This is a genomic window from Thermohahella caldifontis, from assembly GCF_041153465.1.
GTDB classification, from domain to species: Bacteria; Pseudomonadota; Gammaproteobacteria; order Pseudomonadales; family Oleiphilaceae; genus Thermohahella; species Thermohahella caldifontis.
This window is the reverse complement of the sequence record NZ_CP154858.1, coordinates 702,654-719,094: the sequence shown is the minus strand read 5'-3', so window position 1 is coordinate 719,094 and position 16,441 is coordinate 702,654. Positions and strand designations below refer to the sequence as shown.

The 16,441-nt window shown below is 54.0% G+C and carries 17 protein-coding genes, 1 tRNA gene and 1 pseudogene; 14 read left to right on the top strand and 5 right to left on the bottom strand.

Features of this window, described 5'->3' with window-relative positions; genetic code table 11:
• The first annotated feature begins 5 nt into the window (after positions 1 to 5).
• The 9 genes and pseudogenes from infC (at position 6) to AAIA72_RS03445 (ending at position 6,153) form a co-directional block, all read left to right on the top strand.
• Positions 6 to 539, top strand: coding sequence for a translation initiation factor IF-3 (gene infC, locus AAIA72_RS03485; protein WP_369602961.1), 534 nt, complete (start codon positions 6 to 8; stop codon positions 537 to 539).
• Positions 540 to 585: 46 nt separating this feature from the next.
• Complete coding sequence (rpmI, locus tag AAIA72_RS03480) at positions 586 to 777, top strand: 50S ribosomal protein L35 (protein ID WP_369602058.1); 192 nt, start codon at positions 586 to 588, stop codon at positions 775 to 777.
• 21 nt (positions 778 to 798) lie between these two features.
• Positions 799 to 1,155: a 50S ribosomal protein L20 gene (rplT, locus tag AAIA72_RS03475; RefSeq protein WP_369602057.1), complete on the top strand. Its 357-nt coding sequence runs from the start codon at positions 799 to 801 to the stop codon at positions 1,153 to 1,155.
• A gap of 94 nt (positions 1,156 to 1,249) precedes the next feature.
• Positions 1,250 to 2,247: pseudogene (pheS, locus tag AAIA72_RS03470) on the top strand (phenylalanine--tRNA ligase subunit alpha).
• A gap of 40 nt (positions 2,248 to 2,287) precedes the next feature.
• The gene (gene pheT, locus AAIA72_RS03465; protein WP_369602056.1) at positions 2,288 to 4,669 is read left to right on the top strand and encodes a phenylalanine--tRNA ligase subunit beta; all 2,382 of its coding nucleotides are present in this window, start codon (positions 2,288 to 2,290) and stop codon (positions 4,667 to 4,669) included.
• A gap of 4 nt (positions 4,670 to 4,673) precedes the next feature.
• On the top strand, positions 4,674 to 4,982 hold the full coding sequence (ihfA, locus tag AAIA72_RS03460; RefSeq protein ID WP_369602055.1) for an integration host factor subunit alpha: 309 nt from the start codon (positions 4,674 to 4,676) through the stop codon (positions 4,980 to 4,982).
• Positions 4,957 to 5,316 carry a MerR family transcriptional regulator gene (locus tag AAIA72_RS03455; protein WP_369602054.1) on the top strand — a complete coding sequence of 120 codons (360 nt, stop codon included), beginning with the start codon at positions 4,957 to 4,959 and terminating at the stop codon, positions 5,314 to 5,316. The genes ihfA and AAIA72_RS03455 overlap by 26 nt, the downstream gene beginning before the upstream one ends.
• A gap of 85 nt (positions 5,317 to 5,401) precedes the next feature.
• Positions 5,402 to 5,478: transfer RNA gene (locus tag AAIA72_RS03450), tRNA-Pro, on the top strand.
• Positions 5,479 to 5,862: 384 nt separating this feature from the next.
• Positions 5,863 to 6,153 (top strand): DUF302 domain-containing protein, encoded by a 291-nt coding sequence (locus tag AAIA72_RS03445; RefSeq protein ID WP_369602053.1) that lies wholly within the window; start codon positions 5,863 to 5,865, stop codon positions 6,151 to 6,153.
• A 418-nt stretch (positions 6,154 to 6,571) separates the two neighbouring features.
• Here the strand turns inward: AAIA72_RS03445 and AAIA72_RS03440 are convergent, their stop codons facing one another.
• Positions 6,572 to 7,300, bottom strand: a complete 729-nt coding sequence (locus tag AAIA72_RS03440) for a hypothetical protein (RefSeq protein ID WP_369602052.1) — start codon at positions 7,298 to 7,300, stop codon at positions 6,572 to 6,574.
• A gap of 230 nt (positions 7,301 to 7,530) precedes the next feature.
• On the opposite strand from AAIA72_RS03440, the gene AAIA72_RS03435 reads away from it, so the two are divergent.
• The 5 genes from AAIA72_RS03435 to AAIA72_RS03415 all read left to right on the top strand — a co-directional run bounded on the left by AAIA72_RS03435 (position 7,531) and on the right by AAIA72_RS03415 (position 12,693).
• Positions 7,531 to 9,822: a TonB-dependent receptor plug domain-containing protein gene (locus tag AAIA72_RS03435; protein WP_369602051.1), complete on the top strand. Its 2,292-nt coding sequence runs from the start codon at positions 7,531 to 7,533 to the stop codon at positions 9,820 to 9,822.
• 183 nt (positions 9,823 to 10,005) lie between these two features.
• Positions 10,006 to 10,752, top strand: a complete 747-nt coding sequence (locus AAIA72_RS03430) for a hypothetical protein (protein WP_369602050.1) — start codon at positions 10,006 to 10,008, stop codon at positions 10,750 to 10,752.
• On the top strand, positions 10,749 to 11,828 hold the full coding sequence (locus tag AAIA72_RS03425; protein ID WP_369602049.1) for a histidine kinase dimerization/phospho-acceptor domain-containing protein: 1,080 nt from the start codon (positions 10,749 to 10,751) through the stop codon (positions 11,826 to 11,828). Before AAIA72_RS03430 ends, AAIA72_RS03425 begins: the two co-directional genes overlap by 4 nt.
• Entirely contained in the window at positions 11,825 to 12,148 is a 324-nt protein-coding gene (locus AAIA72_RS03420; RefSeq protein WP_369602048.1) for an ATP-binding protein, read from the top strand. Before AAIA72_RS03425 ends, AAIA72_RS03420 begins: the two co-directional genes overlap by 4 nt.
• Positions 12,136 to 12,693, top strand: a complete 558-nt coding sequence (locus AAIA72_RS03415) for a response regulator (RefSeq protein ID WP_369602047.1) — start codon at positions 12,136 to 12,138, stop codon at positions 12,691 to 12,693. The genes AAIA72_RS03420 and AAIA72_RS03415 overlap by 13 nt, the downstream gene beginning before the upstream one ends.
• On the opposite strand, the gene gorA is transcribed toward AAIA72_RS03415, so the two are convergent.
• The 4 genes from gorA to gspL are packed head-to-tail and all read right to left on the bottom strand — an operon-like array spanning position 12,690 to position 16,440.
• Positions 12,690 to 14,039, bottom strand: a complete 1,350-nt coding sequence (gene gorA / locus AAIA72_RS03410; RefSeq protein WP_369602046.1) for a glutathione-disulfide reductase — start codon at positions 14,037 to 14,039, stop codon at positions 12,690 to 12,692. The genes AAIA72_RS03415 and gorA overlap by 4 nt on opposite strands.
• Positions 14,032 to 14,670, bottom strand: a complete 639-nt coding sequence (locus AAIA72_RS03405) for a GNAT family N-acetyltransferase (RefSeq protein ID WP_369602045.1) — start codon at positions 14,668 to 14,670, stop codon at positions 14,032 to 14,034. The genes gorA and AAIA72_RS03405 overlap by 8 nt, the downstream gene beginning before the upstream one ends.
• A gap of 34 nt (positions 14,671 to 14,704) precedes the next feature.
• The gene (gene gspM / locus AAIA72_RS03400; protein ID WP_369602044.1) at positions 14,705 to 15,199 is read right to left on the bottom strand and encodes a type II secretion system protein GspM; all 495 of its coding nucleotides are present in this window, start codon (positions 15,197 to 15,199) and stop codon (positions 14,705 to 14,707) included.
• Between the two features lie 2 nt (positions 15,200 to 15,201).
• Positions 15,202 to 16,440, bottom strand: a complete 1,239-nt coding sequence (gspL, locus tag AAIA72_RS03395) for a type II secretion system protein GspL (RefSeq protein ID WP_369602043.1) — start codon at positions 16,438 to 16,440, stop codon at positions 15,202 to 15,204.
• Position 16,441 lies beyond the last annotated feature (1 nt).

The following is a 16,441-nucleotide window of genomic DNA, read 5'->3' as shown; positions in this document are numbered from 1 at the left end:
CAAACATTAAGCGCAACAATCGGCAAGGCCGTCCGGAACGCCCGAAAATAAACGAAAACATCGTTGCACGTGAAGTGCGGCTTATCGGTTCTGACGGGAGTCAGGTCGGCATCGTCCCTCTGAGTGACGCGCTCGCGCGCGCCGAAGAGGAAGGGCTGGATCTGGTTCAAATCGCAGATGGCGATCCGATCGTCTGCAAGATCATGGATTATGGCAAGAAAATCTTCGAAGAGAAGAAAGCCAAGGCCGCCGCGCGAAAGAAGCAAAAGCAGATTCAGGTCAAAGAAGTGAAGTTCAGACCAGGGACGGATGAAGGGGATTATCAGGTCAAACTACGCAACCTGATACGTTTCCTTGAAGGCGGGGACAAGGCCAAGGTAACCATACGGTTCCGTGGTCGTGAAATGGCCCATCAGGAGCTCGGCATGGCACTGCTTCAAAGGGTCGAAAAGGACCTTGAGGAGTATGGCACAGTCGAGCAAAGACCGAAGATGGAAGGTCGGCAGATGGTGATGGTGCTGGGCCCCAAAAAGAAATGATTGCCGGCAGGCAGTCCAAAACATGATGAATGCGGAGTAACATATCATGCCCAAAATGAAAACCAAGCGAGGCGCTGCCAAGCGGTTCAAGAAGACAGCCAATGGCTTCAAGCACCGCCAGTCCTTTACCAGCCACATCCTGACCAAGAAGAGCACCAAGCGTAAGCGTCATCTGCGTCCCAAAGTGCAGATTGCCAAGGCTGATGTGCCTCAAGTCAAGCGTATGTTGGGTCAATAAAGGTCACAGGAGTAAGAGAAGATGCCTCGCGTAAAACGTGGTGTAACGGCTCGCCGCCGTCACAAGAAAGTACTGAAACAGGCAAAAGGTTACTACGGTGCACGCAGCCGCGTATTCCGGGTTGCCAAACAGGCCGTCATTAAAGCGGGTCAATATGCCTACCGTGACCGTCGTCAGCGCAAGCGCCAGTTCAGAGCACTCTGGATTGCGCGTATCAATGCGGGCGCACGTGCAAATGGTCTGTCATACAGCAGGCTGATTGCAGGGCTGCGTAAAGCCAACATTGAAATCGATCGCAAGGTTCTGGCTGATCTGGCTATGAACGAAAAGGCAGCGTTTGCCGTTATCGTTGAGAAAGCCAAGGAAGCCCTGGCCTGAAGCGTTGATGGGTAGCTGAAACTTTAGCGGGTTTTGGTGTGAGTAGGGGAAGGGGCAGCTCTTCCCCTATTTTGTTTTCAGAGCAGGCAGGACGATGAATCTCGAAGAACTCAAGAACAAGGCACAAGCCGAAATTGACGAGGCAACTGACGTACAGTCTCTGGATGCCATTCGCGTAGAGTATCTGGGGAAAAGGGGGCCATTACCCAGCAACTGAAATCACTGTCAGGCTTGCCCCCTGAGCAGCGTCCGGCCGCCGGCGCCGAAATCAATGCCGTCAAACAGTTGCTGGCCAAGGCCATAGAGGCAAGAAAGGTTGCCCTTGAAGCCGAGGCCCTTGCAAAACGCCTTGCCAGTGAAGAGGTGGACATCACACTTCCCGGGCGGCGGGAAGATGTGGGGCATATTCACCCCGTCACGAGGACGCTGGAACGTATCCGGACGTTTTTTGAGGGTTGCGGATACTCCGTTGAAGAGGGCCCGGAAATCGAAGACGATTACCACAACTTCGAAGCCCTCAATATACCTGCCTATCATCCGGCACGTGCCATGCACGACACCTTCTATTTCCCGGACGGTCACTTGTTGCGTACACATACCAGTCCGGTACAGGTTCGGGTGATGGAGCGTGACCAGAAACCACCATTCCGAATGATCTGTCCTGGTCGTGTCTACCGTTGTGATTCCGATCAGACACATACCCCCATGTTTCATCAGGTCGAAGGACTGGTGGTGGATACACGAGTATCGTTTGCCGACCTGAAAAGCACCATTGTCGATTTTTTGCGTCACTTTTTTGAGAATGACGCGCTGAAAGTGCGTTTCCGACCCTCGTACTTCCCGTTCACCGAACCCTCTGCAGAGGTGGATATTGAGTGGGGGGTTGATGCGGAAGGCAAGACCAAATGGCTGGAAATCCTGGGTTGCGGCATGGTTCATCCCAAGGTTCTGGAAGCGACAGGGATTGATCCCGCAACATATACCGGTTTTGCCTTCGGTCTTGGGGTAGAGCGCCTTGCCATGTTGCGCTATGGCGTCAATGACTTGCGACTCTTTTTTGAAAATGATCTCAGGTTTCTTGAGCAGTTCTGAGCGCAACGTCAGGCAGGAAAACGGATAGGACGGGTTACAGATGAAATTCAGCGAAAACTGGCTTAGAGAATGGGTTAATCCCGATATTGACAGTGCGGCACTGGTTGAGCAGCTGACCATGGCAGGGCTGGAGGTTGATGATGTTGTCGCGGCAGCCAAGCCTTTCACAGGCGTTGTTGTCGGGCAGGTTGAAAGTGTTGAACCTCACCCGGAAGCGGACAAGCTTCGTATTTGTCAGGTATCTGACGGGGAGGGCAGTGTCCAGGTGGTCTGCGGGGCGCCCAATGTCCGGCCAGGCCTCAAAGTGCCATTTGCCAAAGTGGGGGCAAGGCTGCCGGGCGGAATCAAAATCAGCAAGGCAAAGCTGCGGGGGCAGGAGTCTTGTGGCATGCTTTGCTCCGAGTCCGAACTGGGATTGTCTGACGATAATTCGGGATTGATGGAGCTGCCGGAAAACGCGCCGGTGGGTGAAGATATTCGCAAGTGGCTGGATCTGGACGATCAGATCATTGATGTGGATCTGACCCCCAACAGAAGCGATTGCCTCAGCGTGACCGGGATTGCCCGGGAGGTGGCCGCACTCAACAATATTCCGTTCGATGAGCCGTCATTCAACGCGGTCCCGTCCGAACACAATGACGTATTCGACGTCCGGCTCAGTGCACCGGAAGCCTGTCCCAGATACGTTGGACGTATCATTCGCAATGTGGATCTCTCCCGTCCGGTACCTGTATGGATGACGGAAAAACTGAGGCGTTCCGGTATTCGCAGCATTGATCCAGCCGTGGATGTGACGAACTATGTCATGCTCGAGCTGGGCCAGCCCATGCATGCGTTTGATCTGGAGGAATTGAATGGGCATATCGAGGTCCGCTGGGCCAAGAAAGGTGAAAAGCTGGTACTTCTTGACGGACAGGAAATTGAATTGTCTGCAGATGTGCTGGTCATAGCGGATGAAAAGCGGCCACTGGCGATAGCCGGGATCATGGGAGGCGAACATAGCGGCGTTTCCGGAAAAACCCGTGATATTCTCCTGGAGAGTGCTTTTTTTGCACCTGAGCACATTGCAGGAAAAGCGCGGCGTTACGGCTTGCATACGGAGTCTTCTCATCGTTTCGAGCGCGGTGTGGACCCGGTTCACCAGAAACGTGCCATCGAGCGCGCAACGCAGCTGATACTCGAAATTGCCGGCGGCGAACCGGGACCTGTATTTGCAGTTGAAGATAAGGACTACCTGCCCACGCAGCCACTCGTACGACTGAAATACAGCGAAGTTGAACGCCGGCTGGGTATTCAGCTGAGCAAAACCCGGGTTGAAGAGAAGCTCGCTCGACTGAAAATTGTGGCCGAGAAAATCCACGAGGATGGCTGGAGTTTTCGGGCACCAAGCCATCGTTTTGATATTCGTCTGGATGTGGATCTCATCGAAGAAATTGCGCGCCTGTACGGTTATCACAACTTCCCGGAAAATGCTTCATTGGCGCATGTGAAGTTTCGCGACGCTGATGAACGTCAGACACCCGTTCAGGTTCTCCGCAAACATCTCAATTCGCTGGGATTCAGTGAGGCGATCACGTATTCCTTTGTGGACGGGGATCTCCTCAGGGCCTGTGTGCCGGAAGCCAACGCCATTGATCTGGCCAATCCGATTGCTTCGGACATGAATACGATGCGTACTTCTTTGGTCCCCGGATTGCTCAAGGCTGCGGCGTACAACCAGGCGCGCCAGCAATCCCGCATCCGGCTTTTCGAAAGTGGCCTGAGGTTTGAAAACGCAAAAGAACATATTGTTCAGGAGCCCATGTTGGCCGGCGTACTCGTTGGCCGTCGGGAACCGGAAAGCTGGACCTCAACCCGGGCAGACATTGATTTTTTTGACGTCAAGGGGATCGTAGAGAGTATTCTTGACGTCGCGGGTATTGCTGCCTCACGCGTGCATTTTGAACGCTCATCGCTCAGAATGCTTCATCCGGGGCAGGGTGCAGATGTGGTCATCGATGGGGAAAAAGCAGGTCATTTTGGTATCTTGCATCCGGATGTTAACAAAATGCTTGATCTGAATGGCTGTGCCGGAATCTTTGAGCTATCCTTGAACAAGGTGACTTGTGGAGAAGTCCCTGTATTCAGGGGCGTATCACGATTCCCGGAAGTCCGGCGTGATATTGCCATCGTTGTGAAGCGTTCGGTACCTTGGGCACGTTTGAAAGAGGTGATCTCGCGCCATGCTGGTGAATGGTGTGTACGTCAGGTACTCTTCGACGTGTACGAAGGCGAGCATGTTGGACCTGAACACAAGAGTTGTGCTATCGGTCTGACGTGGCGACATCCGGAACGCACCTTGAAGGATGATGAGGTAAACGGATTCCTGAATGCAGTTGTGACGGCTCTCAAATCGGAGTTCGATGCTACATTGAGGAGTTGAAGCCATGCCAGCGCTCACCAAAGCGGACCTTGCCGAGAGGCTGTATCAGGAAGTGGGCCTGAACAAGCGTGAAGCCAAGGAAATGGTTGAGGCCTTTTTTGACGAGATCAGAAATGCACTCAGCCACAACGAGCAGGTCAAGCTTTCCGGATTCGGGAATTTTGACCTGCGGGACAAGAGGGAACGCCCCGGACGCAATCCGAAAACCGGTGAAGAAATTCCGATTACGGCGCGCCGCGTAGTCACGTTCCGTCCTGGTCAGAAGCTGAAGGCAAAAGTGGAAGCATATGCTGGAACCGAGTCACAACAATGAACTGCCGCCCATACCGGGTAAACGTTACTTTACGATAGGTGAGGTGGCCGAGCTCTGTCAGGTCAAGGCTCATGTTCTGAGATACTGGGAGCAGGAGTTCCCGCAGCTCTCACCCATCAAGCGCCGGGGTAACCGGCGCTACTATCAGCGTCAGGATGTGCTGACGATCCGCCAGATCCGTAGCCTGCTATATGAGCAGGGCTATACCATTGGTGGGGCCAAGCAGAAACTGGCTGGTAGCGAAGTCAAGGAAGATATCTCGCAAAGCAAGCAGCTCATCCGCCAAATGATCGTGGAGCTGGAGGATGTTTTGCACACACTGGATTCACACTGAAAAAAGTGCACGGACAGGGCTTTATTTTTATAAAACACTCATGTAATATTCGCACCCGCTGAGCCAATCAGCGAAACCAAAAAGTCGGGGCGTAGCGCAGTCTGGTAGCGCACCTGTATGGGGTGCAGGTGGTCGCAGGTTCAAATCCTGCCGTCCCGACCAATTTTTCCTCCTTATTCAATAAGATACAGCATTCGTAACTCCATTCTCATAAAGCATTTCTAATTTTTTCTAATTCTGCATACAGAAAAGTGTAGCAATCGGTGGATTGTGACTTCCTTCGTTTGACATTCTGACAGAGCCATAACGGTTCCGGCTACTGCTGTGCGTTAATACACGCAGTAATCAAACATTCCTGTGCCTTTGAATTGAATTGTTCCGCGGTCGCATGGTACGAATCTGGAATGGATAACGGAAATCGTTGTCGTCTAGGATACAGGCGCGGTAGGATGGACGAAACACAAGCCAAAGGGCATCACACCATGAAAAGGCGCGTTGGTCTCTCTCTTTTTATTTTACTGACATTCGGTCACCTGGCATTTGCCCATGAAGGTCTCGTTGTCCACAACACGGGAAAAAACGACGCTGGCACCGACCCAGCTTCTGATTTTTGGTAACCCCAAGGTAGGCACACCATTGATGAAGTGTGGCCGGACCGTTGCGATAGACCTTCCTCAAAAGCTGCTGGTTTGGCAAAACTCGGAGGGCACCACCAGCGTCGCGTACAATGATCCGGTCTATCTCGGAAAGCGCCACCAACTCTCTCAAGCGTGTAACGCCTTGCTGAAGAAGGTTGCCGGGGTCCTGGAAGCCATTGCCCTTGATGCCATCCGTTAACGGCAACTCGCATATTAAGAAACCACAGCATTTTTAATGCGAACACTGCCTGGCCAGAGCGTTAATGATAAGGAAAAAACATGAGTGTTCAGCCGTATGACTGAGGTTCTGGTACCAAGGATATTAAATTTAACATAATATACATTATGCGTAATGGCTGGAGCCCAGTAACGACGCCGGGAACGAACGATCAACGCGTTTGCCGACGGTAAACATCCATGACGATTGTTATACCTCAGCAGCCATTCTGACGTCAGAATTCCAGTCATGCCATGCCATGCCGGCCCGCCTGTCTGGCTGTCATTGTAATTTTCAGTCGCCAAAAGTCCGCAATGCGCGAATACCTTGAGTGCTACCGGATATCCCTTGCCAGTGAATATCCGCCTCTTCAATCCATCAGCAGGTTTCGTTGACAATGTTATCGGACGCCGGCTTTGGCATACGCTTCCACCAGAATACACCAGGGTGCCGGCGTCATATCGAGTGACTGACATACTTCGCCATCAAGGGTGTATAGCGTGACCGCTTCGAATCCGGCCTCGATGAACCAGCCCCGGATTTCGTCCGCACTCTTCCCGAGCAGTCCAGCTTCGCTTCCAGTCAGAGTTTTCAGAATTCTCGCAGGTATGTGACGCATCGGGCCCAGTGGCTGGTGACGCAGGTCCGGCCAAATGTCGGCAATCAGCGTCAGGTCCTGCCCGGTGTAATCCAGCATTTTCCTCTGCATGGCCAGCGCCTGACGGATACCGTCTATTCCCAGGTAATTGAGGAGACCCTCCATGGTGACGCAGAGATGACGGGCTTGTATCGCGTCGGCAAGACGCGCCAGACCGGTTCTGCCTTCCCATTCCAATGCATTGACGGGTATGCTCTGAACCCGTGGGCTGGAACCCAGCAGTTTTTGCCGGGCATCCATCATGGCAGGAAGATCCGCTTCTATCCAGGACACCGGCTGTCCTGGACATGAACTTGCCAGCCGGCGTGATCGTGTTGCCAGCCCACAGGGCAGCTCAATGAAAGCACATCGGTCCTCGGGATGCCTGTTCAGCCAGGTGCGGGCCTTGTCATCCATGGCCTGATGCCGAGCGACAAGGGTGCGCTCCAGAGAGGTGCCCCACAGTGCCTCTGAAATCTGTTCAAATGGCATCAATGAAACCCTTGCTGCACGGCCAAGCCAGGTGTCCACTTCTGCCGGAGCGAATTCATGAATGCGCCATACATGCGCAGTGTAGAGTCCGGTCAGGCTGACCCATGGGGCGTGTTTTATTAGATTCAACATAACCAACCAATCTCTGATCAAGTGGCTTCATGCGGGACAAACATGCCCCAAGCATATACAATGAAATACAAAAATAAACACAGAATTACAGATACCAGATGAAATTACTCTCTATCCGCCATGACACAGTTAAACGCCTGACGACGTTCTCGCCCGTTCGTTATAGCCGCTGGATCGCTCCGCTCTGTCTCCTGTCTGCTTCACAATTTGCGCTGGCCGGTGATCCTTTGGCCGAAGGGTGGCTCCTGGCCGCATCAGATCCGGCTACCGAGGCTGATACATGGTACTTTGATGATGTGCCGACCGTCCTGACACCGGCTCGGTTGAAGCAGCCACGCTCCGAGGTTCCGGCCTCTGTTACAGTCATCACCCATCAGGATATCAATGCACTCGGCATCCGGAATCTGCACGATGTTTTTCGCCTGGTCCCCGGAATGACTGTCGGTTATGTCGGCGCCAATGTTCCGGTCACGTCCTACCACGGAACCAATGCTAATGAACAACGTCGCCTTCAGGTTCTTGTCGATGGCCGTTCTGTATATAACCCCAATCTCGCCAGTGTGGACTGGCTCAATTTGCCAGTCGCTCTGGAGGATATTGATCGCATTGAGGTGACCCGAGGCCCCAACACTGCAGCCTACGGCGCAAACGCCTTTCTGGCCGTGGTCAATATCATTACACGCCACCCGGAGGATACTCACGGCGGCCGGGTTTTCGGCGAAACAGGCAGTATTGGCGATCAGAAGCGGTTTGCGAGATGGGGCGGGCGCGCGGGGGAGTTCCAGTACCGCGCCAGTGTTCATGACAAACGTGAACAGGGTTTTGATTATCGGCGTGATGGGCAGACCCCCTTCCGTGACAGTTACGATCTCGCAGGGGCGAATCTCGTGCTTCTCTGGAACAGAAGCGACAATCAGCGCTGGTATCTGGACGCCGGTCTGCTCAACGGCGATCAGCAAGTACCCAGAAATGAGGGCGACGGGCAGGCAACAGATCCTGATATACGGGCCCGCGACAATTACCTTTCAACCCGGATTGACTGGGATGTGTCGCCCGACCTGAATCTCAAGCTGACAGCCTACACACAGCAGCGTGTCAGAGATCAACCGTTCACCGCCTGTGTGCACCCGGTTCTGTTCAGCCCTGCCCTCACCCGTCTTTATGCCAGTAATCAGACATACGGCAGCATTCTGATCGGTGCAGACAGTTCGTTTCTTGGCGGTCTCTATACAACGATAGCCGGGGGCGGCAGTTCAGGCATCGGCAGCGCATCAGATGACCAACTTGCACTTCTGGTGATCAACGACATGTTGAATCCACCCGTACCCGAGGTCTGCGGGGATACGAACCTGTCTATCCGTGAACGAAGAAATGAGCTGGAAGTGCAGTCCATCTGGACGCCTACCCCCGAAATACGTGTCCTTGGCGGGGTGTCCTGGAGGCAGGATCGTTTCTGGAGCGAGACGTATTTTGATGGCTTTGGTCGCAACCGGGTCCTGTCTGCTTTTTTCAGCAGTGAATACCGTCCGGCCTATCGTTGGGTTGTTCATCTGGGCGGGATGGCAGAAGATGACCAGGCGAATGGGTTCAATTTCTCGCCTCGTGCGGCGTTGAATTATCATATTACATCTCAGGTAACGCTCAGAGCCGTCGTCTCGCATGCCATTCGCACACCGGACACCTATGAACAGTCCGCTCAGTGGCAGTTTACAGCACGAAACCTCACCCCACCCCTGAACGGCGCCACGGAAGCCAGGACCTTTACAGTCAGATCTCCCGGAGGGCTGCAAAAAGAACAGATTGTTGCCCGGGAACTGGGCCTTTACATCAACCTGCCTTCACAAGGTCTTGAGCTGGACGTCAAGGTCTACCGTGACCACCTTTGGGATCTGATCAGTGCACCGCTGAACTATTTCTCTTTTGATCCGGAAAACAACCTTGATGTCACTCAGACCGGTCTGGAGATTGAAGGTCGCTGGCAGGCCGGCAGGCGCGATACGCTGAGATGGACTTACGCATATATGGATCAGGATGAACAGTACACAGGCAACAAGCTCTTTCTGCCTCAATATACGGGCTTTTCCCAGAACCGTTTATTTGAAATTGAAAGACGACTCAGTGCCCAACACAGTGGCAGCCTGGCGTGGATGCGTCAGTGGCCTCAGAACCTGTCAACAGCCGTTGTTTACTATATCGCTGACAGCATTGGCGAGTTCGACTATCAGAGGTTGGACGTGCGGGCTGGCTGGCGAAAGCGGCTGAGCAGTCACCTTTCCGTTGAATTCAGCGTCAAGGTGGAACACTATCTCAATGATGACCCTGTGATGTTCAAGGACAATGTATATGATGATCGCACTCACTATTTTGCGCAGGTTGCGCTGAATCTCTGAATGGAGCAGGTGTGAATGGTTCGCGGGAGCGTCCGGCTGTGGCTGCTTTTTCTGTGTTTGACTGCGGGTTCATGGTCGCACGCCCGAACCTCCGTACTCCTTGTGGCCCCGGAATATTCCCCCGTAGCACATGAACTGAGGCAGTTTCTCAACGAGCTGGATGGCTTGAACTGGGATTTCGTCATGGTCAGCCAGAATAATGTCGGGGCACTGGCTGATCAGGTTGCACAGCTTGAAGATGTACGTATTGTGGCGCTGGGCCAGGAGGCTCTCAAAAGAGTCTCGGCGGCACTTCCGAAGGTGCCCACGCTCGGCGTGTTTATCCGCAAGGCCAGTTACGAGAAGCTCAGCGCTCTGCCTCCGTTCAGGGAGCGTCAGCACAGCGTCATTTATCTGGAATCCCCTCCCGAAAGGCAGCTGAATCTGATCTCCATTCTCTTGCCCAGGGCGAAGACGGTCGCAGTTCTGGTGCCTGCAGACAAACCGCTGGCCGAGTGGCCCAAACACCCTGCGTTGAGTGTTCAGTCGTTTACACTCCGAAATCAGGATGAGTTACCGAGAATCCTGTCACGAGCGCTGAACAGTGCTGATGCCTTGCTTGCGACACCGGAACCGGAAATTTACAACCGAAACCTGATCAAGTTGATCCTGTTGTCCGCGTACCGGCATGGAAAGCCGGTGGTTGGCCCTTCCCTTGCCTATGTACGAGCCGGCAGCCTGGCAACAACCTTTTCCAGTATTGGAGATTTCTCGCGTGAAATCATCGAGGCACTCGAGTTTTACAAAAAGCACGGGTTTTGGCCGCGGCCAGGATACGCACGCTACTTTTCCGTTGCAGTAAATCGCCAGGTTGCGCGTTCGCTGGGGCTGAATCCACCTTCGGATGACATGCTCCGTCACGAGCTGGAAAGGATGGAGGCGACACGATGAAGAGGCGCGGGCAATCCATTCAGACGCGGGCCCTGATTCTGGGACTGGTACCCAGTGGGTTTCTGCTCCTGGCCCTGCTTTGGTTTTTTACTTCAGCAAGGCTGGCAGACGCCAGACAGGATCTTGTCAGCAAGGGGGAGCTGCTGGCCGGGCAGGTTGCACTGATGTCCGAATATGACCTGCTGACCGGCAACTATATGGGCCTGCAAAAGCAGATCAGTCGTGGAATACATCAGGACTGGGTTTCACGCGTCCGGGTTCTGGACGAGAATGGTCACGTCGTTGCAGAAAGTGAAGGTCCGGATAAATCCCCGGTGCAGATGCATTTGATCCGGCAACCCGTCCGGAATCCTGCTGTCGCATTGAGTAATGATCCGTTTACCGAATTTTCAGGCCTGAGCCGTAGCGCGACAGATGTACCTGATCGCCTTGGTGAGGTGGAGCTCACAATATCCCTCGACACACTTAACGGCAAGCGCAACCAGATCGTTGTCAATGCCCTTTCTCTCGGGCTGGTAATGGTATTGTTGGTACTGCTTCTGGTCAGAGCGCTGGTCAAGGCCATCTCATCGCCGCTTGAGTCGATACATTCCTCACTGACCCGTCTGGCTGCCGGGAATTACGGCCACCACATGGCAGATCAGGATGTGGATGGTCAGTTGGGTGAGCTGATTGACGCCGTCAACACGTTGTCAGGAAAGCTTGCGGAGCAGGATCGGGAAATGAATGCGCATATCCTGGCCCTGGAGAAGGCACGCAAGCGTGCTGAAACCGCCAGCGCAGCAAAAGGTGAATTTCTGGCGCTCATGAGTCATGAACTCAGAACTCCCCTTAATGGCGTGATTGGCATGCTCCAGTTGCTGGAGCAGACAACTCTGAGTCCGACACAAAAGGAATATGCAAACACAGCCTTGCGTTCAGCCGAAAACTTGTTGGCTCAGATCTCGGATATCCTCAATTACTCTCTGCTGGATCGTGGCAAGGTTACGCTGGATCCCGTGCCTTGTCTGGCCACTCATCTTGTGGATGAGGTAACCGAAGCCTATCGGGACACGCTCGAAGCCAGGGGGGAGTGATTGTAGTCAGTCATTCCCCCGATATTGACGGACGAAGAGTATCCCTTGATCCGGAGCGTGTTCGCCAGTTATTAGGCACGCTTCTGGGCGCCTTGATCAAATACTCGGAGTGCCGGGAAATCCGTATCCATACCCGGTTACAGGCCATGACGGATGAACGGATGCAGCTTCAGATTGAATGTGAAGATGATGCGCCACCATTGAATGAGGCCGTTCGCAAGGCACTCTTTGATGGTGAGGAGAAGGGGTTGATTGTCATTGAGCAGCTCCCCCTGGCTTTGGTATCAGTCTCTCTCTGGTTCGTGGCTTGCTGGAACTGATGGGGGGCAGGCTGCTCTGGGAACCCCGTGAAGACAGTGAATCAGGCAACCGCTATCTGGTCTCGCTGCCCGTCATCGTGAAGGCATCCGGAGAGTCGATCGAAAGTGATACCGGAAATGATGTCAGGTTACAGGGGCACGTGCTGGTGGTTGAAGATAATCTGGTCAACCAGAAAGTCATTATGGGGTTGTTGCGTCACCTTGGGTTGACCTGCCAGGCCTGTTACAACGGTCGTGAGGCACTCACCCTGTGGTCAAAGGGCCGTTACGATCTGATCCTCATGGATTGCCAGATGCCGGTGATGGATGGCATTGAAGCCACCAAAATGATTCGCCGGCAGGAAGCCCTTGAAGGTCGCCCGCACACACCGGTAATTGCGCTGACAGCCAATGCGCTGGATGGTGCCGAGGATCGATGCCGGGCAGCAGGCATGGATGCGTTTCTGGCCAAGCCGGTCAAGCGCCAGGTACTGGCCAGGGTGCTTGGCGAGTACCTGGCACCCTTGCCCGGACTCGATACGTCAGGGGCAATGAACAGTCCTTAACGGACCGGGGTACGGAGTGTGACGAACTCTTCCGCACTGGAAGGGTGAATGCCGATTGTACTGTCAAAGTCTGACTTGGTTGCTCCTGCGGTCATGGCGATGGCAATCCCCTGAATCACATCGGCAGCCTCATCCCCAACCATGTGGGCACCCAGAACTCTGTCCGTTTCTGCGTCCACGATCAGCTTGACCAGCGTACGCTCGTCCATGTCGCTAAGCGTATGCTTGAGGGGCTTGAAATCGGTCATGTAGATCCGAACCTCATGTCCTGCTTCTCTCGCCTCGGGTTCGGTCATGCCAACAGTACCGATGGCCGGTTGGGAGAAGACGGCTGTGGGAATCAGGTCATAGCGAACCGGCTTCGGAATCCCTCCGAACAGACGGTTGGCAACGTACATGCCTTCTGCCAGAGCAACAGGCGTGAGTTGTACGCGGTCAATCACATCACCCACCGCAAAAATATGTGCCTGCGATGTCTGGTAATTTTCATCGACAATGACCTCCCCTTTCGGGCCGGTCATTACGCCTGCAGCCTCCAGGTTGAGCTGATCGGTATTCGGGCGGCGACCTGTCGCACCAAATACTTCATCCGCAATCAAAGACTCTCCGTTACTGAGCTGAGCGCGGACGCCATCATCCACCCGTTCCAGTGACTCCAGTGTGGTATCAAGTTTCAGCCAGATACCCTTTTTCGGCAGTTCGGACTGTACGAATGCAGATACATCCGGATCAAACTTTCTCAATATCTGTGATCCACGGTAAACCAGCGTGGTTTCTACACCCAGCCCCGCCAGAATGCACGCAAACTCAACAGCGATATAACCGCCTCCCCAGACCACTGCCCTGCCCGGCTTTTCTTTCAGCTCGAAAAGCCGGTCTGAGCATTGCAGCCATTCCTTTCCCGGAATATCGGGATACTCGGGTGTACTGCCGGTGGCGACGAGAATATATCGCCCGGTCAACCTTTCGCCATTTACCTCAATGGTATGGGCATCAAGAAAGCGCCCATAGCCCTCTATCCGGGTGACACCGCTGTGATCCAGAAGCCGGCTGTAAATACCATTCAGACGCTGAATTTCTGCTCTTTGCCTAGCTTGCAGGATGGCCCAGTCATGACTGATTTGTCCTGCTTTCCAACCGAAGCCTTCGGCCTCTTCAAAACTCTGATGATAATGGGAGGCGTAAACATATAGCTTTTTCGGCACACAGCCCACATTTACGCAGGTTCCACCCCAGAAGCACCCCTCGACAATGGCGACACGGGCGCCCAGTGAGGCCGCAATTCTGGCAGCCCGCACACCTCCCGAGCCACCGCCCAGGACAATCAGATCATATGAATCACTCATCATTTACCAAACTCTTGAACAGCAGGATTTCCTTCACGGAGCCCAGCTCTATCTCACCGATTTTCCGGTAACCCAGCGAAGTGTAAAAACGGATATACCTGGCGTTTCCGGTATCCAGTGCGATTCCGGAGCTGACGGGTGTTTCACGGCAGATATTTTCGACTGCATCCATCAGCTTGCGCCCCAGACCGTGTTTCTGATAATCCGGATCCACACCAATGAACGGCAGATAATGGCACATGCCCTCGGGGAGCAGGCTTCTGATTTGCTCATGATATTCCATATAGCGGCGTGTACACGCCAGGCCTGCCGTCAGCATCATCCGGATCCGCCAGTTGAACTGATTACCCAGACCGGTCCGGGAGTGATCATTGGAAATCAGTGCTACGGCAGCCAACCTGTCACCGACAAGAATACCCAGCGCATCCTGGCCGGAGGCAAAGTGCAGTTCCAGTCCTTCTCGCAGGGTCGCTCGCACGCGCTGGTCATAGCCGGGACGGTGACTGTCAAACAGGTATTGAAAGGTGGGTTCGTTCCTGTAGGCGTGATAGAGGATCGTCTTGGCCTCAACCAGTACGGAGCGATCAAGCCGGACAAGCCGAGTGTCTTCCGTATCCAGTGTGGTTTGCATGATGGGTGTCCTTGTTCTGTTTTTATTGTTACCGTCAGCGTTCCAGGGAAAGCCGTACGTTGACCAGACCTGGCTGACCGGCCTGATCCACTGAAATCTGACGTACCTGAATACCCTGCTTGCCAAGCTGAGATAACCAAAGCACCACCTTATCAAAAGGGATGCTTTCCAGCCAGACATTGAGACGGTTCTCGCCCCGGGGCTCAAAACGCTTCAGTTCAATACCATAGCGTCCCGCTTCCTGATTCACTATTGTCAGCACGCGTCCGTTTGCCTGTGATGAACCGCTTTGTCTGAGTGCGCGGACCAATGCTTCCCTTTCTTTCATCCAGATGTAGTCGGCTCGGGCCTGTTCGGCATCGGCACGTGCAGATTCGGCAAACTGTGCTGCAGGGCGCCAGATTCCGAACACGGCGATGAAAAGGGCCAGCGCGACACCCAGCACCAAGAGGGCATTCTGATCCCTCTGGGGCAGGCTCTGCCACTTTCTGGAGAGCGATATACGGATGTTTTCGGGGACAAGCGCCATCTTCATGATCTCCTGATTCGCAGCCGGCTGCGTACACCGTCGGCCTCCCGAACGGCAGAACCAATATCCACCTGATAACCGGCCTTGGAGAGTGCCTCACGAACAGACTCCAGGTCAGCCAGCGCCGGTGCCCGAACTTCTACTGCCAACTCGCCTTTCTCTTGTGTGAACTGCAAGCTGCGAACAGAAATTTTTCCCTGGCCATTCTGTCTGATACGCATGGCCGTGTCATGCAAGGCTTGCAGAAAGACGCCTTCCTGGCCAGAGCCGGACAACTGTTGTAACTTGGAGGCCAGCTGTTTGCGTGGGCTTGCCAGTACCCGCGCCCCCGGGAACCACTGTCTGTAAAGTGCCACTTGTTGGCTCCGATAGTGTTCAGCCTGTTTTTGATAATACAACCCTTCTGCAACGTTGAGCCCGGTTCCCAGCGTCAGCCCCAGCAATAAAACTGCCGCAACAGGCCACCATGCCTTGAGATGCTTCTGTGAATCAGTCTCCCGCGGCTGATAGGGGCCTGTGCAGAGATTGATTGATTGCTCTGCCCCATTGAGTAAACGTGTGCCCAACCACTCAAAGAGAGATCCATAAGGTTGAGATTCGACACGCTGTAACCCGGTTTGTTCCAGCTGCGCGATCGTTACACCGACATCTTCGTCCTTCGGGTGATAAAGTTGTGCCGTCAAACCGGGTGGATCACTGAACAACGTATCCAGCAGATTGATGCCTTCACGGGGTAACGCTCCGCACAGGCCCCTCGGATGTCTGAAGAGAATTCGATCTCCATCTGACACCAGAGAAACCAGATTGTCGGCCGTTGGCAAGATATCCGCCTCACTCCAGATGCCCTGCAGCAGCAGGCCGTTGTTACCGGCCCAGTCTGTCCACGCGTCCATAATGCTTCGTGACACGACACGTACAGGTACACGATTACCCTCTTGCCGTTTGCCCCAGGCAAAATGGCAACGCTCTATCTCTTCGCCCAGATCATCTTCAACCAGATTGGGAATAATGCGTTCATAAAGGCGTGTCTGGCGAGCCGGGACAACAGGCAAGAGTGCGACAACCTGCTCTGCCGGCAGGAGAATGTGCACCCTGATACGTGTATCAGCATAGTGAAGCAAGGCCTGTTCAAGTGCTTCCTGGCTTCCCTCACCTGTTTCCATATCCTTCAGGTCGGCGCTGGCCAGAAGCCATTGCCAAGTGTCTTCAGGCCCAGGCCTGACCACAAGTTCAAGTAGCATG

Excerpts from the sequence above, each read along its gene's own strand:
- AAIA72_RS03430 (WP_369602050.1), top strand. The coding sequence starts at position 10,006 with ATGGTCAGCCAGAATAATGTCGGGGCACTGGCTGATCAGGTTGCACAG.
- ihfA (WP_369602055.1), top strand. The coding sequence starts at position 4,674 with ATGCCAGCGCTCACCAAAGCGGACCTTGCCGAGAGGCTGTATCAGGAA.
- AAIA72_RS03440 (WP_369602052.1), bottom strand. The coding sequence starts at position 7,300 with ATGCCATTTGAACAGATTTCAGAGGCACTGTGGGGCACCTCTCTGGAG.
- gspM (WP_369602044.1), bottom strand. The coding sequence starts at position 15,199 with ATGGCGCTTGTCCCCGAAAACATCCGTATATCGCTCTCCAGAAAGTGG.
- rplT (WP_369602057.1), top strand. The coding sequence starts at position 799 with ATGCCTCGCGTAAAACGTGGTGTAACGGCTCGCCGCCGTCACAAGAAA.
- pheT (WP_369602056.1), top strand. The coding sequence starts at position 2,288 with ATGAAATTCAGCGAAAACTGGCTTAGAGAATGGGTTAATCCCGATATT.
- gspL (WP_369602043.1), bottom strand. The coding sequence starts at position 16,440 with ATGCTACTTGAACTTGTGGTCAGGCCTGGGCCTGAAGACACTTGGCAA.
- gorA (WP_369602046.1), bottom strand. The coding sequence starts at position 14,039 with ATGAGTGATTCATATGATCTGATTGTCCTGGGCGGTGGCTCGGGAGGT.
- AAIA72_RS03425 (WP_369602049.1), top strand. The coding sequence starts at position 10,749 with ATGAAGAGGCGCGGGCAATCCATTCAGACGCGGGCCCTGATTCTGGGA.
- AAIA72_RS03435 (WP_369602051.1), top strand. The coding sequence starts at position 7,531 with ATGAAATTACTCTCTATCCGCCATGACACAGTTAAACGCCTGACGACG.
- rpmI (WP_369602058.1), top strand. The coding sequence starts at position 586 with ATGCCCAAAATGAAAACCAAGCGAGGCGCTGCCAAGCGGTTCAAGAAG.
- AAIA72_RS03445 (WP_369602053.1), top strand. The coding sequence starts at position 5,863 with ATGAAGGTCTCGTTGTCCACAACACGGGAAAAAACGACGCTGGCACCG.
- AAIA72_RS03405 (WP_369602045.1), bottom strand. The coding sequence starts at position 14,670 with ATGCAAACCACACTGGATACGGAAGACACTCGGCTTGTCCGGCTTGAT.
- AAIA72_RS03455 (WP_369602054.1), top strand. The coding sequence starts at position 4,957 with ATGCTGGAACCGAGTCACAACAATGAACTGCCGCCCATACCGGGTAAA.